The organism is Psychrobacter sp. DWR1-2-3 (genome assembly GCF_049896465.1).
Taxonomy (GTDB): Bacteria; Pseudomonadota; Gammaproteobacteria; order Pseudomonadales; family Moraxellaceae; genus Psychrobacter; species Psychrobacter maritimus.
This window is the reverse complement of sequence record NZ_JAFCUJ010000002.1, coordinates 684,101-708,676: the sequence shown is the minus strand read 5'-3', so window position 1 is coordinate 708,676 and position 24,576 is coordinate 684,101. Positions and strand designations below refer to the sequence as shown.

Below are 24,576 nucleotides of genomic sequence, written 5' to 3'. Positions count from 1 at the left end.
ATTTTTAATAATGAATCTTTTTAATAATGTATCAGGACATCTTACAAGATATAGGCGCGTTTTAGATAAGACATTAGGCGCAGTTTTGTATCATAGATAGATGGGTATTTTTACTACTTAGGTTGAGGCAATATTCATTTTGCTACGTTAAATTGCTGACGGTCCAAGAAGATAAGCCTTCAATATAGGCGTAGATAGTATAAGATGGCGTACATTGGCGCAATCTGCAACTATTCAATGGGCAGCCTGCATGATAAAATAGACGGTTCACATGTCAAAACTGGATAACCCGTATGTCAGATTCTACTAAAACCTCTTCATCATCTGCTAGCACGGGTAAAATTCATATTGACCCGACAGGTTTTGTAAAGCTTAGCGCGCAATTGCCAACACTTGCAAATATCTTAGCGCAATCAATAGATGAGCTGGGTCTTGCATTAAGCGCGACGCAGCAGCGCACGTTATTATTGTATTTAGACCAGCTTTTATTATGGAATAAAGCGTATAATCTGACCGCTATTACCGATCCAATCGAAGCACTTATTAAACATATCATCGATTGTTTGGCTATTATAACGCATTTACCGTCAGGGTCGCTGCTAGATATTGGTACGGGAGCGGGCTTGCCAGCGGTGATTATCGCTATCTGTCAGCCTGAGCGCCAATGTACCGCCCTTGATAGCAATCAGAAAAAAATTCGTTTTATTAAGCAAATCAGTAGCGAGCTTGGTTTGAGTAACATGCACCCAATCGCCTCGCGTATTGAAGCGCATGAAGCCAGCTATGAGGTGGTAACGTCGAGAGCTTTTGCCAGTCTGATTGATTTTGTCGAAGTGGCTCAGCCACGCTTGGCCGATAATGGTTATTTATGCGCGATGAAGGGTAAAGCCCCGAGCGATGAAGAGCTACAAGCGCTAAATGACGCTTGGCAGATAAAGACAATTCCGTTAAATGTGCCGCGTTTACAAGATAGTCGTCATTTAATTGAATTATCTTATAAAAATGTCTAAGCTATGAGCACGCAACGCACCATAAGGCAACAATTGTTCTATAGTAATGAGTAAGTGGCCTGCTCATTTATACGCAGGTGTTTAAACACCCTTATAGGTAAGCGTCAGGTATTTGAGTAATATAATAAGTAAAAGCAGCAAAAATGCTTCAGTAAAAATCAGTAACAGATCCTAATTAAATTGAGTGAGTGTATGGAAATCATAGCAATTGCGAATCAAAAAGGCGGCGTGGGTAAAACCACGACGGCAGTGAATTTGACCGCCAGCTTAGCGGCCAAGCGCAAGCACGTACTGCTGATTGACTTAGACCCACAGGGTAATGCCACCAGTGGCACGGGCGTGGATAAGAACCAATTAGAGCTGACCATCGCTGACGTACTGCTCGATGGTGTATCGCTGTCTGAGGCGATTGTGAATAGTCCAGCTGGCTTTGATGTCATCGGTGCCAATCGTGATTTGGCGGGTATGGACATCACCTTAATGAGCAAGACCAACAGCCATGAGTTGTTTAAAACGGCGATGGCGCAGTTGGTCAACGATCAAATCGCGGCCGAAAAACCTGCTTATGATTATGTGATTATCGATTGTGCACCGAGCTTAAACTTGCTGACGATTAATGCCTTGGTTGCCACCGACAGCGTTATTATTCCGATGCAGTGTGAATATTATGCGCTAGAAGGCTTGGCGGACTTGTCACAGACAATTGAGCGTCTCACTGAACTTAACCCTAAGCTCTATATTCGCGGCGTGGTCAGAACCTTGTTTGATGCGCGTAATACTTTAGCGCGTGATGTGTCTGCTGAATTAGAGGCGCACTTTGGCGAGATTATGTATAAAACTCATATTCCAAGAAATATTCGTCTAGCAGAAGCGCCGGCACACGGTTTACCAGTTATCGCGTACGAGAGATGGTCAAAAGGTGCGCGCGCGTATCAAAAGCTGGCCGCTGAAGTGATGAAGCAAAGTGAATAATCATAAGTTACTAGTCATAAGCTGCTAGTCATCAATTAGCTTGTTTAGTGTAAACATTAAAAACAGCAAATTATATTTATCAGTAAGCCGGCAGTAGTAAGCATTGGGCTTTTTATTTTAGCGTTAGAGGATAGGTAATCATGGCAAAGAAAAGAGGGTTGGCTGCCAATAGAGGCTTAGATGCCTTATTAGGGTCAATCAAAAAAGAAAAACAAATTGCCGCCTCTGCCTTACAAGATGATACGGTGGTGCGCGAGCCTACTGTGTCAGCTGCAATGCTAGAAACTGACATATCAGAAGCTAAAAAACAAGAGCAGGATGCCCGCGTGGCAGGCAAAGCTGCTGATACGAAAGTGACTAAAAAGCCTTCTGCCTCACCAGTGACAGAGCAATCTACTGACAGTCAAAATCGTAAAGCGCGGATGATTAAGAAAAGCCCTGCTAATAAAACCCGTACCAATGCGATAGACAATAGCGCCTCTGAAGACCAGATAAGCTTGGTGCAAATCGATGTCACGCGTCTGCAAGCAGGTAAGTATCAACCGCGCCGTGATATGAGTGAAACGGCGCTGGCAGAATTGGCTTCTTCTATTGAACAACATGGCGTCATGCAACCGATTGTTATTCGTCCATTATTGGCGAATGAAGACAAGAGCGAGGCCTTGGTTACGCATGAAATTATCGCCGGTGAGCGCCGCTGGCGTGCGGCAAAAATGGCGGGTAAATCGGTTATACCAGCGATTGAGCGCGCGTTATCCGATGAGCTGGCAATTGCGCTGGCCTTGATTGAAAATATCCAGCGTGAAGACTTATCGGTGATTGAGCAGGCGGCTGCCCTGCAGCGTTTCCATACAGAGTTTGGTATGAGTCATGCCATGATTGCCGAAGTCGTTGGGAAGGCACGTACCACGGTTTCAAACTTGCTACGTCTCAATCAGCTCCATGATACGGTCAAAGACCATTTGGCAAACAGTGCTTTAGATATGGGGCATGCCCGTACATTGTTAGCATTATCATCAGAACAGCAGCCTATCATTGCGCAAAAAATTATCGATGCTGGTATGACGGTGCGCGAAGCTGAAAAGTTAGTCAAATCCATTTTACAACCAGCGCCAAAAGCCAGTCGTCCTGAGCAAGTACAGTCTCGCGATGTTGAGCGCTTAACCCAGCGTTTAACCGATATGTTAGGCGCGGAAGTAAAGCTCAAACACAAAAAAGACGGGCAGGGTAGTGTTGAGATATTCTTCCATAGCCAAGATCAGTTAGCGGCCTTAATTAAGCATATAGAAGCGCAAGCTTAAGGTTTTTAATAAGCTTGAGCTAATTATACAAATATATAATCATCTTTTAATAATTAATAAAAACATAGAAGAGAGTCCGTATGTGGGAGCTGGTAAAAGCAGGTGGTTGGCTGATGACACCTATCGTGGTGTGCTCAATATTGGCATTGGTTATTATTATCGAGCGTAGTCATACTTTACAATTTAATAAGATTGCGCCCAATAGATTGCGCGAACAGCTGATAACCCGCCTACGTGAAAACGGTGATATTGGTCGTACGCAGTTGATGAATGTCAAAGAAAAAACCCCTTTGGGTGATATTCTAGCGACCGGTCTGCTTTACCGCCAGTACGGCTTAGACTCGATGACGATGCATATGGAAAACCGCGCAAGTGTGCAGGTGCATCAGCTAGAGAAAAATATCAATATGCTTGGCACCATTGGGGCGATTGCGCCATTGCTTGGTTTGTTGGGTACGGTATTAGGTATTATCTCATCGTTTTTGGCGATTACGGATGGCGCGATGCAAGACCCAACGATGTTGGCGGCTGGCGTGTCACAGGCTTTGATTACCACTGCTGCTGGTATGATTGTGGCTATTCCAGCTTTGGTTGCTTATCGTTATTTTCAGCGCCGTATTATCGATATCAATGCGCAGTTTGAAACGCAAGCGGGACTGATGATTCAAGAGTTATATGACTATCAATTGTTAGATAATATCAACAGTTCCGCTATGTCTCAGTTGACGACTCATGCAGCAGTAGATGATAAATCGAGTCATGTAAGTAATGAGCTTTCGATTGACACCTCAGATTTAAATCATACGGCGGCAGCGACTTAATTCTATTGTTTATATTATGGTAATTAATGATAAAAATAATAGTATGAAGCACTGCTTATTAAATATATACCTTTAAGCACATTAAAGAGACTGACATGCGCTTTAGAAAACCGACCGTTGAGCCGCTTGAAATCAATCTCACGCCAATGATTGATTGCTTATTATTTTTAATTGTATTTTTACTTTTGGCGACCTCGTTTAATCATTTCAGTCGTTTAAATATCATTCTTCCCGAAGCTGAAGGTGTGGCGCTGACAGAAGAGAAAAACAGTATTGAAGTTGCCGTGCAAGAAGATGGCAGTTATCTAGTTAACGGAATTACCCTTGCCAGTAGCAACGAGGCTGAATTGACCAGCATGCTACAGCAAGAGGCGGGAAGTAATCGTGATATGCTATTTGTGATTGCTGCCGATGCGAATGCCACGCATCAATCTGTAGTACGAGTCATGGATATCGCTGGTAAATTGGGTTTTTTAAATTTAAATATCAGTACGGTTGTACCACTTGGTCAGCCTTTACCGCAATCATCTCCACAATAATTTTTATGATATTTGATAAGGTGGTAAAGCGTGTTAAGCATTACCACTATTATTCTAAAAGCATTTAATGCTTTATCTTATAACCAAGCGCTACTGCTGCATCCGTGTCATTTATTCCTTCTTTATACCTAAATCGAGGCTTTTATGAGCCAAGCTAATCAACCTGACTCTAAAAAAAATTCTGCTAAAAAGCTATCAGCCGCGCCTTCAAATACGCCTAAGCATAAGACTTTATTGCGTCTACTAAGCTACCTTAAACCGTATTGGTGGGCGCTAATATTAGTCATAATAGGCTTTGCAATTAATGCGGCAACAGAGATTTGGATTGCCAAATTGCTGCAATATATCACTGATGCCATCAATCAAAACGATCGAAGTAAGCAAGCTTGGTTTCCAGCCCTGATTATTATGTTGTTCTTTGTCCGTGGTGTGGGAAGCTTCTTGGGTAATTATTACTCAGCATTAGTATCGCGTAATCTTGTGTATGAGATACGAGTAGAGGTGTTTAATAAGCTACTGCGTTTGCCAAGCTCATTTTATTTGGCTAATTCTTCTGGTACTATTTCTTCCAAACTCATTTTTGACGTAGAGCAGGTGACCGCAGCCAGTACAGATTCTATGAAGACCTTGGTGCGTGATGGTTTGACAGTTGTAGCCTTGATAGGTTTTTTACTTTATACCAACTGGCGCTTAACCCTAATCCTATTTTTGGTGCTACCACCAATCTTATGGTTGGTTAATTTTGCCTCTAAACGCTATATGAAACTCTCCAAAGGTATTCAAGAAACCATGGGCGGTGTCAGTCATATAACAAATGAGGTCGTTGGTGGCTATCACGTGGTTAAAAACTATGGTGGTCAAGCTTATGAGTCACAACGGTTTGATGAGGTATCAAAAAAGAATCTGCGTCAAGGTATGAAAATAGTTGTTACTAATAGTATCAATACCCCTGCCGTACAGCTATTAATGGCAATGGCAATGGCTGTCGTTGTATGGCTCGCGCTACGACCATCGGTGATAGATAGCATCACGGCAGGTGAGTTTATCTCATACATTGCAGCGGCAGGTTTGTTAAGTAAGCCCGTGCGCTCACTCACTGACGTTAATCAAAAGCTACAACGCGGTCTTGCCGCGGGTGAGTCTATATTCGAATTGCTGGATGAGCCTGAAGAAAACGATACGGGTATCCTTGAACCTTTATTAACAGGCAGTATTCAGCTAAGTGAAGTTAGCTTGGTATACCCGGATTCAACTGTAGCACTACGTGACTTTAATTTGGACGTGCATGCAGGTGAAACAGTGGCATTGGTGGGACGTAGTGGCGCTGGTAAATCTTCTTTAGTCAACTTGCTTACCCGTACCTTAAATACTTCTTCTGGGCAAATTACCCTTGATGGTATGCCGATTGAAGATATAAAGCTTGAGAGCTTACGAGCACAGATTGCCATGGTCAATCAACAAGTGGTGCTGTTTAATACCACAGTGTTTAATAATATTGCCTATGGCAGTCTGGCGGATAAAACCCAAGCTGAGGTTGAGCAAGCAGCAAAAGAAGCTTTCGCCCACGACTTTATTATGAAAATGCCAAATGGTTATCAAAGTGAAGTTGGTGCTGAAGGTTTGCAGCTGTCTGGTGGTCAACGCCAGCGTATCTCTATTGCTCGAGCATTACTAAAAGATGCGCCGATTTTGATTTTAGATGAAGCCACCAGTGCTTTAGATAATGAGTCAGAATACTACATTCAAAAAGCGCTAGATAATATTATGAAAGACCGCACGACGCTAGTGATCGCGCATCGTTTAACGACGATTGAGTCCGCTGACCGTATTGCTGTACTAGATCGTGGTCAGATTGTTGAGCTAGGTACGCATGCTGAGCTGATGCAATTGCAGGGTCATTATGCGCAAATGTATGCGCGTGACTTTGAGTAAATGTACTGAATAAATTTGCTGTATAAATAGGATAAGTAACAAATCATCATGAGTATTGAAACCACAATGACGCGTGCATGGCAACGTCAGGCCGCTTGGCTCTGGCTACTGTTGCCTGTTAGCGGGTTGTATGGATTCATTACGATGCTACGTCGGCAGGCTTATAAAACAGGTCTGCTTTCAAGTTATCGTGCGCCTATTCCAGTAATGGTTATCGGTAATATTACGGTAGGTGGCAGCGGTAAGACACCGTTAATTATTGAATTAGTCACTCATCTACAAAAGCAAGGCCTAAAGGTAGGCGTTATCAGCCGTGGTTATGGCGGTGATAGTAGCCAGATGCCAGCTTTGGTACATGCTGATAGTTTGCCAAGCATCGTAGGTGATGAGCCCTCTTTAATTGTTAATACGACAGGCGCTGCTATGGCAGTATGCCCCAATCGTAAACAAGCGATTACGACCTTGTTAAACGCTTATCCCGATTTACAATTGATTATTGCCGATGACGGCTTGCAGCACTATGCGCTGCAACGCGATATCGAATGGATAGTGGTTGATGCGTCACGCGGCTTTGGTAATCAGCAGCTGCTACCAACCGGTTTTTTACGTGAGCCTATGTCGCGCTTACAAGGCGCAAATGTGATATATCATGAAAAAGCAGAAATGATAGGGATTGATAATAATAAAGCTCAAGCTAAGCGTTTAACGATGCATCTACAAGCTGATAAATTACAGCTTTTATGGTCTTCTGCTGCTGAGATAGATGGCTCAAATGTCACAGAAGAAAAAATACCTATGCTACCTATGCCACCCACGTCAAACAGTCGGGTACATGCGGTAAGCGGTATCGGCTATCCACAGCGTTTTTTTGATACTTTACTATCGCTCGGTTTCGATGTCATTGGCCATGCTTATCCGGATCATTATGATTTTAGCTTAGATGAGCTTTTACAGTATAGCGAGCAGCCTATTATTGTCACCAGTAAAGACGCGGTTAAAATCAGGGCGCTGCTATTGGATGCGATTAGTCGCCAACCACTTAGCAAAGAGTATCAAGAGCTTGTGAGTCGCCTATGGGTATTGCCAGTGACTGCGGTGTTATCGGACAGTTGTTATGAGAGCTTACAGCAGCAATTAAAAGCTTTAAATATTGATATCAATAATGGCTAAAAGTCTAAAAGCTTAGATAATTTTTATAGGAATAAATCATGTCGTCAGCAACTAAAACAATGCCAGCCAAAACGCATATTGTTATTCCTGCGCGCTTTAAAAGCACCCGCTTACCTGGCAAGCCATTATTAACTATCCATGGCAAGCCAATGATACTGTGGGTAGCTGAAAAGGCACAGTTGGCTGATTTTGCTGATGATATGTGTATTGCCACGGATGACGAAGCAATTGCCAAAGTTTGTAGAAAAGCAGGCTTTGATGTGGTGATGACGAGTAGCGCGCACGCGTCAGGAACTGACCGCTTGGCTGAGGTCGCTTTTATTAAAGGCTGGGCTGAGCATGATATCGTGGTCAATATGCAAGGTGATGAGCCTTTAGTACCGCCGTTATTATTAGAGCAAGTTAAAGCACTGTTGGTACAAGATGCCGAGAGTGTGATGGCGACTTTATGCGAACCTATCGAAGACTACGAGACGTTTATGCGTCCATCGGTCGTTAAAGTCGTCAGTCAGGCGTCTAACGGTTTACAGCGAGCATTATATTTTAGCCGTGCGCCGATTCCGTGTGACCGTGATGCAGTATTGGCAAAGGACAGCGCTACACAGCACCAAGCGCCAAAAAATGCTTATCGCCACTTAGGGTTATACGCCTACCGCGTCAGCTTGTTACAGCAGTTTGTACACTGGCCGCAAACGCCACTCGAAACACTGGAAAGCTTAGAGCAGTTACGCGTATTAGAAAATGGTGGCCATATTGCTATTGCCCCAGCCGCCTGTCATCTGCCAGCAGGCGTCGATACCCAAGAAGATTTGGACCGTCTAAATGCCATGAGTTTAGTGGATTTTCAAAACTGCTAATGTAGATAATTAATAATAGCCTAGGGCGTGTCCTTATTTTAAAAATGGTGATAAAAATGAGATAAATTGTAGCCAAACAAGGAAAATAGTGCAGTTAATATCGGGATATTACCCAGCTATTTGACGAAGTTTGGCAAAATTTAGCCATTTTTAGACCATTTAGATGTCCATCGATTGAATTGAGGACACGCCCTAAGTAGTAAACCAATATTTTTGATTAAAAATAATTGGTTTATTCGGTCTTTAAAGGTTTTAAGTGTATTAGCAGATTGATCATATTAAAGGTGTTCAGCGTGTTAAAGGTAGTGAACGCATTAAAAGCATTGAGCGATGACCATAAGTGAGATAACTGAAATGACCAGCACAGTGCCTTTGAGCGATAGTATGTATTTTGCACCGTTACTACCGTGGCAAAATGAGTTATGGTCGCAGCTGACAAAGCGGGTGTTAATGCCGCAGCAATCCTTACCGCATGCACTTTTAGCGGCTGGGATGCAAGGGATGGGTAAGCGTGCTTTTGTCTGGCGCTTGGTGGCATGGTTATTATGCCGCGAGCGCAATAGCCATCCGCTCGGCGCTTGCGGCGTCTGCGAGAGCTGTCAATGGCTTAGATCAGGGACGCATCCAAGCTTACAAGTCTTGCCAATGATTAGTATGCCAGTCAGTGCCGATAATGCTCATGCTAAAGAAGCAGCAACTAGCACTGCAAAAGACAAAAAATCTGCCAAAGCTGCTAGTAATGCCGCGTTAAAAATAAAGGTCGATGATATTCGTGCTCTACAGCCGTTTATTTATCAAGGCGGGCAGGGCATGCGGATTTGTGTGCTAGATTATGCAGAGCAAATGACCATTGCTGCGGCTAATGCGCTGCTTAAAACCTTGGAAGAGCCACAAGCGCAAGTGCATTTATTCTTAATCAGTGATACTCCTGCGCAGTTACTGCCAACCATAAAAAGCCGCGTTCAGCAGCTGGCATTGCAAACGATTGATCCTGCTGTTTCAGTCGATTATGTCACTCATGCTTTAGGCAGTACGGTCAACCGTGAGGCGGTCGGCACGGCAGCCATTGAGCAGCTGATACAATTGGCAAATGGTGCGCCTTTAGCAGCGGTTGCCCTTGCACAAGCGCCTTGGTATAGCAAGCGCGCGTTATGGCTGACAACGTGGCAAGCGTTACGTAGCGGTAAACGCAGTAGCATTGCGGCAAGCGATTATTGGCAAACCCAGCTGAGTATAAGCGAGTTTATTCAACTGTCGGAGCTAATGCTGGTCGATATGCGCCGCGTATGTTTAGGTCTCGATGCGCTGCAAAAGGACATCGATTTATCCGCCTCTTTAAGCAATTATAAACCTGCTGAAAGTAGCTTTGAGGCGTTTATAAACAGTCTACAACAAACAAAAATCGCCCTGCAACAAAATGTGCAAGAAAAATTCGCTTATGATAAGCTGATGCAAGAATTGGCGTATTTATAAATTAAATTAAAATAAAGTAAACCTCACTCATAAAGGAAGCTAACTATGGCAATGCCAGGACGTGGCGGGATTTTAACCTGTCATATTGAAGATATGGAAACGTTATACGCAAGCTATTTATCCTTTGTGACCAATGGCGCGTTGTTTGTGCCGTCTGATAGAATACAAAAACTGGGCGATGAGGTGTTTATTGCCGTGACTTTGCCCAATTCTAGCGAACGCTTGCCTATGAACGGCAAAGTGGTTTGGATTAATTCTAAAAGCCAAAGTGGCCGTCCAGCAGGCTTTGCGGTGCAGATAGGTACAGATATCGCTGGGCTAAGAATTAAAAATGAGGTTGAGCGTTTATTGGCCGGTAAGATTGATAGTTTACAGTCGACTTATACCATGTAGTGTTTCTACAGATCAGCAATCGTATTCGCTATGATTATTATAAATACTAGCGAAATAATATAAAAAAAGCAGCCTTATAAATGTATAAGGCTGCTTTTTCATGCGTCATATTTTATTAAATAATACGTGCATAAATTTGTTTATTTAATAACGCGGTGGCACATACATATCATCAGGAATCGGTTCGCGGTAGTATTCGTCATCGCGCTTGCGTTCAGGCAGCTCGACCTCATCACGCGGTACTTCTTGATAAGGGATTTGCTCTAGTAAATGGGCAATACAGTTTAGCCGTGCGCGTTTTTTATTATTGCCTTCGACCACCCACCACGGCGCTTCAGGAATATGCGTGCGCTCAAACATGGTCTCCTTGGCCTTGGTATAATCCTCCCAGCGGCGACGTGATTGTAAATCCATCGCCGACAGTTTCCACTGTTTAAGAGGGTCATGAATCCGGCTCATAAAACGTGAATGTTGCTCGTCATCGGTAATCGAAAACCAATACTTGACCAAGCGAATACCTGAACGTACCAGCATGCGCTCAAATTCAGGTACCGATTGGAAAAACTCTTCGTACTGGGCATCGGTACAAAATCCCATGACGCGCTCGACGCCCACACGGTTATACCAGCTACGATCAAATAAGACAATTTCGCCAGCAGCAGGCAGATGCGCCACATAGCGCTGGAAATACCACTGCGATTGCTCACGTTCTGTTGGAGCCGGTAGGGCAGCCACTCGGCAAACACGTGGGTTTAAGCGCTGAGTAATACGCTTAATAGCGCCGCCTTTACCAGCAGAATCACGCCCTTCAAATATCACGACGATACGCTCACCATATTCAACCACCCAATCTTGCAGCTTAATAAGCTCTCGTTGCAGCCGCAATAACTCTTGAAAATAGGTACGGCGATCAAGCTTTTCTTGCTCACTCATCTCGCGCCCATCAAAACGAAAGTCGCGCACGTAATCGTCTATCTCATTTTCAAGCTCTTCATCATAGCTATCTATTAAGTCTTGATGCATTTTTCGGCGCAGCTCATCGCCAAACACCTCTTTATCCATTCGGGTAATGAAGCTGCCTTGTTCAAGCGCTGATAGCTCGCGCCGCTTGGCCGTGGTTAAGGTTTGCTGATCAATCGACGAGGGATCCTTGCTCATAGTAAGCTCCTAATACCTATTTTTATGACTGCCTTTTATGATGACAGCTATTTATATGACAACCTTTTATATGAATGCCTTTTATATAACTACTTTAACATATCTAGCGCAGCAGCTATGAGTGAGCAGTGTTTGCTTGTTGCATTCGCTTTATAACACTTTCATTTAGACAAAAAAACACCCTCTAATCATTGGATTAAAGGGTGTTTTAAAAGCTTAATGTTATTGACTGTCTAAGGATATCTTAGAGTAATTATTTCTCTAAGATGCAAGTTACACCTTGGCCACCAGCGGCGCAGATAGAGATAAGCGCGCGACCTGAACCTTTTTGATCCAGTAATTTAGCAGCAGTAGCTAGGATACGACCACCGGTTGCAGCAAATGGGTGACCGGCGGCAAGTGATGAACCATTGACGTTTAGCTTACTACGATCGATAGAACCTAATGGCGCATCAAGACCTAGACGCTCTGCACAGAACTTCTCATCTTCCCAAGCAGCAAGGGTTGATAGCACTTGTGAGGCAAACGCTTCATGAATCTCATAAAAGTCAAAATCTTGCAAGGTCAGACCAGCACGCTCAAGCATACGCGGTACTGCATAAGCTGGCGCCATCAGTAAGCCTTCTTTATCGCCAGACTTACCGATGAAGTCAACAGCAGCGGTTTCTTGATAAACGATATAAGCCAATGGCTTAAGACCATTTGCTGCCGCCCACTCATCAGTACCTAATAGTACACAAGAAGCACCATCCGTTAGCGGTGTAGAGTTAGCCGCTGTCATGGTTGGGTTGGCATTCTTTTTGCCAAATACAGGCTTTAATTTAGCTAGCTTCTCTAAGGTAGTATCTGGACGCAAGTTGTTGTCGCGCGTCAGACCTTTATACGGGGTAATTAGGTCATCAAAGAAACCTTCATCATAAGCGCGCGCTAAGTTTTGATGGCTAGTAAAGGCAAGCTCATCTTGTGCTTCACGGCTGATGTTCCACTCAAGTGTGGTAATCGCTTGATGGTCGCCCATTGATAAACCAGTACGTGGCTCGCCATTTTGCGGGGTATCAAGTAAGTCTTTTGGATTTAGACCCATTAGCGCTTTTAGACGTTGTTTGTTGTCTTTAGCAGCGCCCAATTTAATTAACACTTTACGTAAGCCATCGCCAACTGCGATAGGCGCGTCAGAAGTCGTATCAACACCGCCAGTAATGGCCGAATCGATAATACCAAGGGCGATTTTATTGGCAGAAGCAAACGTTGCTTGTAAGCCAGTACCACAAGCTTGTGAGATATCATAGGTTGGGGTATGTGGGTTCAATGCCGTGCTTAGTGTCGCTTCACGCGTTAAGTTGATATCGCGGCTCAGTTTCATGACTGCACCAGCAACCACTTCACCGACTTTTTTGTCTTGTAAATTAAAACGCTCAACCAAACCATCTAACGCTGCTGTTAGCATGTCAGTGTTGCTGACATCTGCATAAGTACCGTTTGAGCGAGCAAAAGGAATACGGTTGCCGCCTAAGATAGCCACGCGATGTTGACCTGAGCTAAGCTTGGTTGGGCTGGCTTTTTTAGCAGCAGTAGTGGTTTTGTTAGCGCTAGTCGTATCCGCTTCTTTGGCTTTGTTGTCATCTTTAGCAGCGCTGTCTTTTTTAGAGCTGGCTGTTTTTGTATCAGTAGCTTTAGTGTCGTTGCCTTTAGTATCCGCTTTCTTCGACTCAGTCGCTTTTGAATTAGCAGCTGACTCTTTCGCAGCTGATTCGGTATTTTTTGTATCGCTGGCTTTTACAACGGTGCTTTCAACAACAGGGCTATCAGGGTGATTATTTTTATTACTCATAATATTATCCTTAAAAAGTATGGGTAGAAGAAAAAAGGGAAGAACGTATTAATGAAAAAAAGCAGTAAAGAAGTGCTTAATAAAAAGTCTTAAAACGTTAAAAAAATCGTATACAGATACTATTACTGAATGATTGCTATCTAATGACAGCGATTATATTACATAACAATGGTTAAAATGCAGTGGCTTATCATAAGGCGTTTTTTACGGCCTTACTGTATGCCTTTGGCAAATGATGTGACACTATGTTTAAGCTATCGCAAGGGTTAATAACGCTTCACGTCAGTTAACAACAGCCATTTCGACTGGCTAGTGTTGATTATTTGCATTGCATAACAGAGCTTTTGATAATATATTGTTATCTATAAATGCGTTTGCCATAACTTATACGTTAGATTTTAGCATAAGTTTGGTGTTTTTGACCCGAGAAAAAGTGGCCATCTTGTATACTGGCTTGTCTACAGATTGTTATAGACATTAGTGGCTTTTGGACTTGTTTCGCATGGAAGTGTATAGTTGAGGCAGTTTTAAGCCCATTTACTAAATGCTAATAATTTTTATCAATGATAGTGCTGGTGAGTCTTTATAATAGGCGCATTGCATTTTTGTTTACTATTATTTACCCGTTAATTTTTATCTTACTCGTTAATTATAGGATTATATTATGTCAGATCGTTATGGTGATTTTGTTCAGTCTTCTATTGGTAAAAAAGTAGCAAAAAACTTAGGCTTGCCTATGCCAGTAGAGCTTGATCGTTTTGATAGTGGCCAGCCTGCGGTACGTGGTAGCGTATTGGTTGGTCGTGCTAATGGTGATAATACCGCCATCAGTGAGTCAGTAGCCCGTATTTTGTCAGAGCTGCATGCTGACGTGTTTGTAAATAGTAGTGATAATGTGAAAGACGCGCTGTCTGATGCCGGCGTTAAAGCCAAGGCCAATACGGGCAGCGATGATAAATTTAAAGTCCTATTATTTGATGCCAGTAATATCAGTAATGCTGATGAGCTAAAGCAAGTATATGAATTCTTTCATGCTGTTGCGCGCCGCGTCGAAAAGTCAGGTCGCGTTATTATTATTGGTCGTCCACCAGAAGACCTCACCGATATCGAAGCGGCATTGGCACAGCGCGCGCTTGAAGGTTTTGTGAAGTCGGTCGGTAAAGAGTTTAAGCGTGGTATCACAGCCCAGCTTATTTATGTTGCCGAAGGCGCTGAGCAAAACTTAGATTCAACATTACGCTTTTTCACCTCAGCACGTTCAGCCTATGTTTCAGGACAAGTGGTACGTGTCAGAAACGGCGCTAACGTTGACGTTGACTGGGCACAGCCTTTGGGCGGCAAAACCATGCTGGTTACGGGCGCAAGTCGCGGTATTGGTGAAGCCATTGCTCGTGTTTTAGCGCGCGAAGGCGCTCACGTTATTTGTCTTGATGTACCACAGCAACAAGCTGACTTACAAAAGGTCGCGAGCGAAATCAGTGGTTCAGTCCTAACAGTCGACATCACCAGTGAAGATGCGGGCAAAGAAATCGCTGAAGCCGCGCAAAAACGTGGCGGTCTAGATTCAGTGATTCATAATGCTGGTATCACGCGTGATAAAACGCTTGCCAACATGGATGAGCAAAAATGGGATATGGTCATCAATATCAACTTGGGCAGTATTGCCAAGCTAAACCGCTATTTGCTTGATAATGATGTGCTAAAAGAAAATGCGCGTATTGTTTGCGTCTCATCAATCTCAGGTATCGCCGGTAACTTAGGTCAAAGTAACTATGCGACTTCTAAAGCAGGCGTTATTGGTTTGGTCAATGCCACTGCTAAACAGTTAGAAGACAATGCGAAAGGTATGACGATTAACGCTGTTGCCCCAGGATTTATCGAGACGCAAATGACAGAAGCGATTCCATTTGCCATTCGTGAAGCGGGTCGCCGTATGAACTCAATGAGCCAAGGCGGCTTGCCAGTAGACGTAGCTGAGACCATTGCATGGTTTGCTTCACCAGCTTCTGGCGGTCTAAATGGCAACATCGTACGTGTGTGTGGTCAAAGCTTATTAGGTGCTTAGTAAATATAATGCAGGCAAAATTTTGCTTAATAACATAGATGATTAATCTCAATTAAGCTTGCACTAAGTATATGATATCCAGTAAGGTTTTAGATTTACCTCACATATGCTTACGAAAAAATTGCTGATAAATTGTAATAAAGCTGCCCTAGGGTGGCTTTTTTATGATAAAAACACAGTAATAATAACTTGCCCGGTTTGTTAGATGGTTTTTTACGTTGGCGGCGGGTTATTACTATAATGATAAATAGCTGGATTGGGTAAAGGGAGTGACCCTCTTTGTTGGGCGAAATTACCTTTTAATCAAAACCTATATTAATCAAAATAAGTGTCAATATTACTTAAAGCAAGTATTAATCAAAGTAAATATTAATCAAAGTAAGTATCAGTCAAAGCACTTACTAATAAACGAATGCATCGCATTTTACATCTAGCCAGAAAATTTGCTCAAGCCCCACTTAGGATTTATTATGTCAGACAAACATTATGATGCGTTGCCAAAAGCGCATACCACTTATGCTAATATCGTCAAAAGTTTATTGCCTATCGGTAATAGCGGTAAAATCAGTCGCGACCAATTGCCACAAGCGACCTATTATGTAGATGACTTGCACATCGATCAAAGCAATCTTGATGACTATCGTAAGATTTGTGGTTTCGCTGATAATGGCAAAGTGCCTGTGACGTATTTTTCGGTTTTATCACAGACGTTGCAGATGAATATGATGGTCAAAGAGCCGTTTCCATTTGCCATGCTAGGTTTGGTACACGTGGATAATAGCGTCACTCAGTATCGTCCTATCGGTGAGCGTGAAACGGTTGCCATGGCGGTAAAATTTGATAACTTGCGCGACCATGCCCAAGGTCAGCAGTTTGATTTTGTCACCACGGTGAAATCAAACGATGAAGTCATTTGGGAAGGGACCTCTACTTATTTATCACGCGGCAAAAAATCAAGCAGCAAAGATAAAAAAAGCACGCCGCGTCCAGTAACCGTGAAGCCAGCAGTCAATGAAGACGGTGTGCACAGCATCTTTGAAGTACCAGAAGATATCGGTCGTCGTTATGCGTTTGTTTCAGGTGACTTTAACCTTATCCATCTGCACCCGCTATCAGCACGCGCGTTTGGTTTCCCAAAAGCCATTGCTCATGGTATGTGGTCAAAGGCCAAATGTTTGGCTTTAATGGATGAGCTGCCAGATGCTTGTACGGTTGAAGTGTCATTTAAACTGCCTATCTTTTTGCCAGCTGAAGTAGAGCTGATTGCGGAACCAGTCGCACAGCTTAAAAATGCAGAAGATAGCTGTGAGTTTGGCTTATATAGCGCTAAGAATGACAAGCCGCATCTTGCAGGTGTGATTAAATTGCAAGCTGACAACCAGTAAAATAGGCCATATTTCTAACATTCATATTTCACGAACACCTCACTAATTATGACTTTACATGAAAATGCAATAAGCGCAGCTGAGCCTGATAGTTCAGCTGTGATAGACCAAAGCGCTGCTAATGAGCAAAGCGCTGCCAACGTGCAAAGCGATACTAACGAACAAAATGCTGCAAGCGTTATAGATAACGGTATCAATTTAGCAAGTATCTTTGAGCCTTATTTTCGTCCAGAGGCAAATACCATTGTCTGCGGTGCGCTCGATGAAGCAAAAGTAGCCGCTTTGGCGGCCGCTGGCGTTGAGTTGGTGATTAACTTGCAACCTGATGATGAGCTAAGTTTTGATGAACGAGCGGCGGTCGAGGGTGCTGGTATGGCTTATGAGCAGCTACCTATAAGCGGTGCGAATGATTTAAAACAGCTAAAGATATTGGCGTTTGATAACATCCTACGTCAGCATCATGGCAAAAAAACCGTTATGCATTGTGGCTCTGGCAATCGTGCTGGCGCAGCAATTGCGCTGCGTGCTGGCTGGCTACGTGGGCGTAAAATGGATACGGCGATGGAACGTGGGCGTAGTCATGGTTTGACGAAGCTTGCAGAAGAGGTTCATAATCGTTTATTAGTGCCGCGCTAAGCTATCGTCAATTCCATTTATACTGATTAGCAGGGCTCAATAAAAAGGCGACCAATAGGTTGCCTTTTTATTGAGTAGATTTTATCAGCAGGTAGTTTTTAAGTGTAAGAACGGTTTTTTATAACTCAGATTAAAAATAAAGCGAGTAAATAATGATAAAAAATAATGCGCAAGCAAATAATAATAACGTCCATGAACCAAGCGCCCCGAATGAAGCGATTAAATCAACTGTCGCCATTAACCTTGATCTTCAGCAACGATTACAACAACTGCTAACGGACTTACAGCTTGATGATGCGCCAGCCGGTGGGGCATTAGTCGTTTATCAGGCGGGACAATGCATCGCTCAAGCAAGTGTGGGCATGGCACGCGCGGATTTGTCATGGAGTCCTGATACGTTATCGCTTAATTTTTCGACGGGTAAGGGTATTTTGGCGACATTAGTTCACGTATTGGTATCACAGCAATTACTTGATTATGACCGACCGATTGCCGATTATTGGCCAGCTTTTGCGGCGCAGGGCAAAGAGCAGATTACGCTGCGTCGCGTGATGTCGCATCAGGGCAATTTATTTTCCATTCAAAGTATCGATGTCGATAATGAAACCGTGCTTGATTGGAATATGATGCTAGAGAAAGTTGCCGCCATGCCGATAACTGCTCCCGAACAGAGTGAGTTATATGATAGCGCTTATAGCGCGCTGGTTTATGGCTGGGTGTTAGGCGGCGTGATAGAAGCCGTTACTGATATGCCATTAGCTGACGCATTGCGCCATTATTTAACCGAACCTCTTGGGATTGCAGATAGCTGTTATTTTGGCGTACCAGAAAATAAGGTGAACGACGTTGCGCATCTAGTTAAGTATTTTGAGACAGTAGAGCAGGTAGCAGAGCAAAAAGACGATTTAGGAACAAACCAAGAAAGCAGTCAACAAAGCGGGCAAGCGCGTCCTCGCCGTAGCAAGCCAGTGTTAAGGGCGGACTCTGCCAATACTTTGCATACTTACACCAGTCTACCAAGCTATGCTTGTTGGCAAAAAAGAGCGCTAACCAATCAAGCAAGCGCAAGTGATGGTAAAAATGGAAGTATAAACGAAAGTACAACGGTAGATGAGCTACCCAGTCTAGATACGGCAAAAATTAATCGTTTATACTTTAATAATAGCCAGCTTAATTTAAAAAATTATAAATCCGCTCTTATGTTAGCCAATAAGCAACCTATTGATTATTATGATAAACGCACATTACAGGCTGTTATCCCTGCTGCCAATGGCGTGGCCTCAGCGCAAGCATTAGCGACTATTTATGCCATGCTAGCCAATGGCGGTACATGGCAGGGGCAGACACTCATTGATGAGCAAACCTTTCAGCAGCTATCAACCCCGCAAGTTACCGGCATGGATGCAGTGATGCCTGCAAAAATGAACTGGCGTTTGGGCTATCATCGCCGTTTTAGTCTTTGTGACAGCGAAGCGAGTAATGATAGAGCGCAAGGCTTTGGTCATATGGGTTATAACGGCTCGGTTGCTTGGTGTGACCCTACGCGCCAACTGTCATTGGCCTTTATCCATAATTTTGATGTAACGATGCTTAATGATGTCCGTCAGTTTGCGCTAACGGAAGCAGTATTGGCTTGGGTGGATGCTGACAGATAAGGTTAATTAGCATCATGGGCAATTGATACTAGTGTGACTTATTGGGCGTCATTTTAAGCAGCCTTGTCGCACTTAAACCATGGATAAAGATAGAAGTTAAAATCACAATGGAGCACACTATCCAAAGTTTAAGGGCATCTTCATTATTAAAGAATCCTTGATTGAGGGCATAAGATAAATAATATAAAGTTCCAATACCGCGAATACCGAGGGCAGAAATAGCGTATTTTTCGGTACGCGGAAGGTTTAATCCTGATAAAGCGATAAAGCCGCCAATAGGACGAATCAGCAATAAAAAGGTAAAGCTGACAATATAGACGCGCCACGTCAGCTCAACCCCCGCTTGTAAGCCTTGACCTAAGAACATGCCAAAGATAACAAGCACTAAAGACATCAGCAAACCTTCTGATTGCTCAGCAAAATCGTGCAATTTGTGATGATAGCTGTGTTCACGCTCTGAGCGCCGAAAGGCAAAGGCTGCAACAAATACGGCAATAAACCCATAGCTATGCACGTATTCTGCCAGTCCATAGGCAAGCAATGTGATGGCAATCACCACATACCCTTGTGAAATAGTGGTGTTGTGGCTGTATTTTGAAAACACCAGCTTTGCCAAAACTTTACCAACCACAATGCCAACTATCAGGCCTGCGCCAATTTTCCACAGCACATCATGGGTGAACCAAGACCACAGCATCTCACCCGTGAACTGCTGCCCTCCGCTATAAGCTTCCGCTATCTTAATCGCGAGATAGACAAAAGGAAATGCGAGACCATCATTTAACCCCGCTTCTGAGGTTAGAGTAAAGCGCGGTGCGTCTTCGCCGCCGGTGTTAGGCGGGCCAACTTGAATGCTAGAGGCTAGTACGGGGTCGGTCGGGGCCAGTACAGCGCCGAGCAAGATGGCAGCGCCCAGCGTCAAACCAAAAGCATAATAGCCTAAGACGGCCATTGCAAAAATACCAATCGGCATGGTGATAAGCAGTAAGCGCACAGTCGGTCGCCATAAGTGCCACGATAGCTCAGTATCAATCTTAATACCCGCACCGACCAGCGAGACCAATACCACAATCTCGGTCAGTTTTTCGATAATAAGACCATTATCAATCGGGTTTAAAAAAGATAAACTCGTCCACCAATAACCCATCAGTAAACCAAAGCTCACCTGTAACATGGGTAATGAGATGGGCGTGCGTTTAAAAATAATAGGAAACAGCGCCCCAAATAAAAAGGCAATGCCGCAGACCAATAAGAATAAATTATAATTTTCAATCATAAGTTTGCTGCACGCTGTTTTATAGGATTTGGAGATGCGATATTAGATGGTGTTTATTAGATGATGCTTATTAGCTCTTAATAATGAGGCTAAACGCTTTTTAATACCGCAAAAAAACGTTATCAGAATGGTGGCTACGTTGTTTTTTGGTGAAAAAAAAGCCTGCATAGCGCAGGCTTTGGATAATTCTATAAGAGTATTGCTTTAAGAGTATTTCTTTAAGACTGTAGTTTTAAAAACTTATAAGCAAAGTTTTTTGCTTAACGCTCAACTTGGCTCACATCACGGACGGCACCGGTATCGGCACTGGTCGTCATAGCCGCATAAGCACGTAGGGCAGGAGAGACGTGACGCTCGCGACTCACAGGCTTCCATGCATCGCGCCCGCGTGCTTCCATGGCTTCGCGGCGAGCTGCCAACTCTTCATCACTGACCTGCATATTGATAGTACGGTTTGGGATGTCGATATGAATGGTATCGCCTTCTTCTACCAGGCCAATCGCGCCACCTTCAGCAGCTTCAGGGCTGGCATGACCAATTGATAAACCTGAAGTACCACCAGAGAAACGACCGTCAGTTAACAGCGCACACTCTTTACCTAGACCTTTAGACTTAAGATAAGTCGTTGGATACAGCATCTCTTGCATACCAGGGCCACCTTTTGGACCCTCATAGCGGATGATGACCACATCGCCGGCTACGATTTGATCAGCAAGCACGGCTGCTACGGCATCGTCTTGCGATTCAAAAATGCGTGCGCGTCCGGTAAAGACTAAGATACTTTCATCAACGCCAGCGGTTTTGACCACGCAGCCACGTTCAGCGATGTTGCCGTATAGTACTGCTAAGCCGCCATCGGTTGAATAGGCATGCTGAGCACTACGAATACAGCCTGACTCGCGGTTGACGTCGAGGTTCGGCCATTCTTTTGACTGTGAGAAGGCCTCAGTGGTACGGATGCCACCAGGAGCAGCGATGTAACGTGCACGCGCCTCAAGATTGTCAGGGTTCATGATGTCCCATTTATCGATGGCTTCTTTCATCGTGGTGCTATGAATGGTTGGCAAGTCAGTATGGAGCAAGCCCGCACGGTCAAGCTCGGCCAACAGCGCAAATACACCACCAGCACGGTGCACATCTTCCATATGGTATTTTTGCGATGCAGGAGCAACTTTTGCTAGGCAAGGCACACCGCGACTTAAACGATCGATATCATGCATTTTAAAATCGACTTCCGCTTCATTGGCGGCAGCTAGCAGATGCAAAATAGTATTGGTTGAGCCGCCCATGGCGATATCTAGAGTCATCGCGTTTTCAAAGGCGGCTTTGGTGGCGATAGAGCGTGGCAATACAGAATCATCATCTTGCTCATAGCGGCGCTTGGCCAATGACACAATCGTGCGCCCAGCTTCTAAAAATAACTCGCGGCGCAGCGAATGAGTGGCTAATAGAGAGCCATTACCTGGTAATGCCAAACCTAAAGCTTCGGTCAAGCAGTTCATAGAGTTGGCAGTAAACATGCCAGAGCACGAACCACAAGTCGGACACGCTGAGCTTTCAATGGCTAAGACGTCTTCATCACTGATGCTATCATCAGCGGCATCCATCATTGCATCGACTAAATCAAGCTTACGAATCGCATTGCCTTTACTGTCAGTGGTATGGACGTCGCTACCGCCATCGTTGTTATGGCTGTGAGCTACGGTGCTGGCAATCACTTTACCCGCTTCCATCGGGCCGCCTGAAATAAACACCACTGGAATATTAAGGCGCATAGCCGCCATTAGCATACCAGGGGTGATTTTGTCACAGTTAGAAATACAAACTAGGGCATCGGCGCAATGCGCATTGACCATATATTCAACCGAATCGGCAATCAAGTCACGACTTGGTAGTGAATACAGCATACCGCTATGACCCATGGCAATACCATCATCGACTGCAATAGTATTAAACTCTTTTGCCACGCCGCCCGCTTTTTCAATCTCACGCGCAACCATTTGCCCCAAGTCTTTTAGATGCACATGACCGGGTACAAACTGCGTAAAGGAGTTGGCAATTGCAATAATAGGTTTGCCAAAGTCGCCATCAGTCATGCCGGTTGCGCGCCATAGGGCACGAGCACCTGCCATATTACGACCGCCAGTAGAAGTTTTTGAGCGATAATCCATGTGATATTCCTTACAAATGAGCGAGATTTATTAACGTGTGCAGCATCCGCTGTCATACTGATAGTGTGCTTTTTATGCAGTGTGAGTACTAGTGAATAATACTAAGTCATTACCATACCATTAGATATGAGTAACTGAAAACAATTAACCCCGAATCATAAAGACTTAAGGGTCAATATTTAGGCAAGACGCTCTAAAATAGCGCTCTCAAACCAAGGCAGCTCGACTTTATCAGCTTCTAGTTTGGCGATGACCACCAAGGCGTGAGTCGCTGGCAAGAATTGATAGTCGGAGCTGGCATCAATAGTCAGTATCTGTTTATCGCCTTCAGCTTGTTCATCGATACTGATTAACGTCTGTTTGGTATTTTTATATAGGACATCAATACGACCAAAAAACTGCCACTCTTTAAAGGCAGCAGTAAGCGCATCCGCTTCATCTTTGGTATAAATTTGCTGGGTGTCTTTACCGGTATTGGTCCAATGCAAACGTACCGCCAATTGCAGGGCTTCACTAAACACCACCAATGAGCCAATTATTTTGACATGCCAAGGGCTGGTTATCAGCGCTTTATCAATACCGATAAGTTTCGCAGCCTCATTCGCCGTCATCGGAGTATTAAATTGTGCAAGCAATGACGGTGTTAGCGGATAGGTTTGTTTAATACTGTCATCTAAACTGTCGTAATGATATAAAAAGGGCAGCGGCATATCCTGTGTAATGGTTTTTTTGCTGATTTTGCAATTATGGATACGCCAGCTGATAGCTTTATCGGTCAATGCTTCAGCTAAGATAATGGCATTTGGCTCAAGGATTTGCGTACGAGTTTGCGCCTCAACCTCATTCTCAATGTCAACTTGTTCTGTCGCATCTGCTATAGAGCTAGACGGCAGCGTTGTATCATAGGTTTCTGAATAATAGGGTTGTGAATAAGTGGCGTCATTATCCGACGGCTCATCTGATGGCTTATCTAATGATTGGGTTGGCAAGGCAGTCAAATCCATAAACGTAGGGTGATTAAAATAGAGGATTAATATAACATTTAAAGCGCATCACTCGTCAACAAATTAATCGTGATACCTGCAAATCCTCAAGCCCTTGTACTCAGCCCATATTTCGTCCACTATATTTGCTGAGATATTTACCCTTTAATACTGATCAACAAGTACTGATAACCAATTACTAATAACCAATTACTAATAACCAACTAAGGAATAAAATAATGAGTCAAGACAACCAAACCAAATACGACGATAACAACATCTTTGCCAAAATGCTTAACGGTGATATTCCTTATCATAAGGTTTTCGAGGACGATAAAACCCTCGCCTTTATGGATATTATGCCGCAAGCAAAAGGTCATGTATTGGTGATTCCTAAGCAAAAAGCCGTTGATTTAGTCGACCTTGAGCCAGAATATGCCGCAGCAGTACTAATGACCGCCAAAAAAGTCATGCAAGCGCAGCGCCAAGTATTCGAGCGTGAAGGTATTATTCAAATGCAGCTCAATGGCGCACAAGCAGGGCAAACTGTTTTTCATTATCACGTGCACCTGATTCCATCGAGCATTCATGAGCTAGGTCGCCATGCTGTAACGCAAGCAGATCATGGCGAACTTGCTGAAATGGCAAAACAATTAGCAGAGGTTATTAATGCTTAAGCTGTAGAGCTGAGATTTATTACTTAGACATTGCGTTAGAAAAATTTTTTTATAAGTGTTAATAGAAAAGTATGGATAAAAAGGCAGCTAACAAGTTGCCTTTTTTATTTTTAGGTAATAGTGGTGTAACAAATGTTAAATTGATGTTACATATTTGGCATGATTCTGGGGTTTGGGTGTTCAATGTGGTAAAAATTGGTTCATATTTTACGTAGGTATTTTTACATTTTGAATGCTTTGAAAACTTTTTGATATTTTTCTCACCGTTACG

Annotated in this window: 20 protein-coding genes; 15 read left to right on the top strand and 5 right to left on the bottom strand. The window is 43.7% G+C overall.

Annotated features, from left to right (window positions below; all coding sequences use genetic code 11):
• The first annotated feature begins 293 nt into the window (after nt 1-293).
• The 10 genes from rsmG (at nt 294) to ACP7AA_RS06065 (ending at nt 10,468) form a co-directional block, all read left to right on the top strand.
• Nucleotides 294-1,010, top strand: a complete 717-nt coding sequence (rsmG, locus tag ACP7AA_RS06110) for a 16S rRNA (guanine(527)-N(7))-methyltransferase RsmG (RefSeq protein WP_426222934.1) — start codon at nt 294-296, stop codon at nt 1,008-1,010.
• Nucleotides 1,011-1,202: 192 nt separating this feature from the next.
• A complete protein-coding gene (locus ACP7AA_RS06105) occupies nt 1,203-1,982 on the top strand; it encodes a ParA family protein (RefSeq protein WP_271133075.1) in 780 nt (259 codons plus the stop codon).
• 140 nt (nt 1,983-2,122) lie between these two features.
• Nucleotides 2,123-3,283, top strand: a complete 1,161-nt coding sequence (locus ACP7AA_RS06100) for a ParB/RepB/Spo0J family partition protein (protein ID WP_296172625.1) — start codon at nt 2,123-2,125, stop codon at nt 3,281-3,283.
• 80 nt (nt 3,284-3,363) lie between these two features.
• Nucleotides 3,364-4,104 carry a MotA/TolQ/ExbB proton channel family protein gene (locus ACP7AA_RS06095; RefSeq protein ID WP_271133077.1) on the top strand — a complete coding sequence of 247 codons (741 nt, stop codon included), beginning with the start codon at nt 3,364-3,366 and terminating at the stop codon, nt 4,102-4,104.
• 95 nt (nt 4,105-4,199) lie between these two features.
• Nucleotides 4,200-4,643: an ExbD/TolR family protein gene (locus ACP7AA_RS06090; RefSeq protein ID WP_183617733.1), complete on the top strand. Its 444-nt coding sequence runs from the start codon at nt 4,200-4,202 to the stop codon at nt 4,641-4,643.
• Between the two features lie 144 nt (nt 4,644-4,787).
• Complete coding sequence (gene msbA, locus ACP7AA_RS06085) at nt 4,788-6,575, top strand: lipid A export permease/ATP-binding protein MsbA (protein ID WP_426222933.1); 1,788 nt, start codon at nt 4,788-4,790, stop codon at nt 6,573-6,575.
• A gap of 48 nt (nt 6,576-6,623) precedes the next feature.
• Nucleotides 6,624-7,745 (top strand): tetraacyldisaccharide 4'-kinase, encoded by a 1,122-nt coding sequence (lpxK, locus tag ACP7AA_RS06080; RefSeq protein ID WP_426222932.1) that lies wholly within the window; start codon nt 6,624-6,626, stop codon nt 7,743-7,745.
• Nucleotides 7,746-7,783: 38 nt separating this feature from the next.
• The gene (kdsB, locus tag ACP7AA_RS06075) at nt 7,784-8,602 is read left to right on the top strand and encodes a 3-deoxy-manno-octulosonate cytidylyltransferase (RefSeq protein WP_426222931.1); all 819 of its coding nucleotides are present in this window, start codon (nt 7,784-7,786) and stop codon (nt 8,600-8,602) included.
• 354 nt (nt 8,603-8,956) lie between these two features.
• Complete coding sequence (locus tag ACP7AA_RS06070; protein WP_426222930.1) at nt 8,957-10,075, top strand: DNA polymerase III subunit delta'; 1,119 nt, start codon at nt 8,957-8,959, stop codon at nt 10,073-10,075.
• Between the two features lie 45 nt (nt 10,076-10,120).
• Nucleotides 10,121-10,468 (top strand): PilZ domain-containing protein, encoded by a 348-nt coding sequence (locus tag ACP7AA_RS06065; protein WP_183617741.1) that lies wholly within the window; start codon nt 10,121-10,123, stop codon nt 10,466-10,468.
• A gap of 144 nt (nt 10,469-10,612) precedes the next feature.
• On the opposite strand, the gene ppk2 is transcribed toward ACP7AA_RS06065, so the two are convergent.
• Nucleotides 10,613-11,626 (bottom strand): polyphosphate kinase 2, encoded by a 1,014-nt coding sequence (gene ppk2, locus ACP7AA_RS06060; RefSeq protein ID WP_426222929.1) that lies wholly within the window; start codon nt 11,624-11,626, stop codon nt 10,613-10,615.
• Nucleotides 11,627-11,879: 253 nt separating this feature from the next.
• Nucleotides 11,880-13,457 carry an acetyl-CoA C-acetyltransferase gene (locus ACP7AA_RS06055; RefSeq protein ID WP_426222928.1) on the bottom strand — a complete coding sequence of 526 codons (1,578 nt, stop codon included), beginning with the start codon at nt 13,455-13,457 and terminating at the stop codon, nt 11,880-11,882.
• A 664-nt stretch (nt 13,458-14,121) separates the two neighbouring features.
• Here ACP7AA_RS06055 and ACP7AA_RS06050 point away from each other — a divergent pair.
• From ACP7AA_RS06050 to ACP7AA_RS06035, 4 genes are all read left to right on the top strand, one after another.
• A complete protein-coding gene (locus ACP7AA_RS06050; protein WP_426222927.1) occupies nt 14,122-15,522 on the top strand; it encodes a 3-oxoacyl-ACP reductase in 1,401 nt (466 codons plus the stop codon).
• A 470-nt stretch (nt 15,523-15,992) separates the two neighbouring features.
• Nucleotides 15,993-16,907 carry a MaoC family dehydratase gene (locus tag ACP7AA_RS06045; protein WP_201619912.1) on the top strand — a complete coding sequence of 305 codons (915 nt, stop codon included), beginning with the start codon at nt 15,993-15,995 and terminating at the stop codon, nt 16,905-16,907.
• Between the two features lie 48 nt (nt 16,908-16,955).
• Complete coding sequence (locus ACP7AA_RS06040; RefSeq protein ID WP_271133084.1) at nt 16,956-17,543, top strand: beta-lactamase hydrolase domain-containing protein; 588 nt, start codon at nt 16,956-16,958, stop codon at nt 17,541-17,543.
• Between the two features lie 152 nt (nt 17,544-17,695).
• Nucleotides 17,696-19,198, top strand: coding sequence for a serine hydrolase domain-containing protein (locus tag ACP7AA_RS06035; RefSeq protein ID WP_426222926.1), 1,503 nt, complete (start codon nt 17,696-17,698; stop codon nt 19,196-19,198).
• Nucleotides 19,199-19,226: 28 nt separating this feature from the next.
• Here ACP7AA_RS06035 and ACP7AA_RS06030 read toward each other — a convergent pair whose 3' ends face one another.
• The 3 genes from ACP7AA_RS06030 to ACP7AA_RS06020 form a co-directional block, all read right to left on the bottom strand.
• Nucleotides 19,227-20,474: a cation:proton antiporter gene (locus ACP7AA_RS06030; protein ID WP_201624262.1), complete on the bottom strand. Its 1,248-nt coding sequence runs from the start codon at nt 20,472-20,474 to the stop codon at nt 19,227-19,229.
• A gap of 260 nt (nt 20,475-20,734) precedes the next feature.
• Entirely contained in the window at nt 20,735-22,645 is a 1,911-nt protein-coding gene (ilvD, locus tag ACP7AA_RS06025) for a dihydroxy-acid dehydratase (RefSeq protein WP_201624264.1), read from the bottom strand.
• 179 nt (nt 22,646-22,824) lie between these two features.
• A complete protein-coding gene (locus ACP7AA_RS06020; protein ID WP_426222925.1) occupies nt 22,825-23,649 on the bottom strand; it encodes a hypothetical protein in 825 nt (274 codons plus the stop codon).
• Nucleotides 23,650-23,867: 218 nt separating this feature from the next.
• On the opposite strand from ACP7AA_RS06020, the gene ACP7AA_RS06015 reads away from it, so the two are divergent.
• The gene (locus ACP7AA_RS06015) at nt 23,868-24,305 is read left to right on the top strand and encodes an HIT family protein (protein ID WP_201624268.1); all 438 of its coding nucleotides are present in this window, start codon (nt 23,868-23,870) and stop codon (nt 24,303-24,305) included.
• Nucleotides 24,306-24,576: the final 271 nt, after the last annotated feature.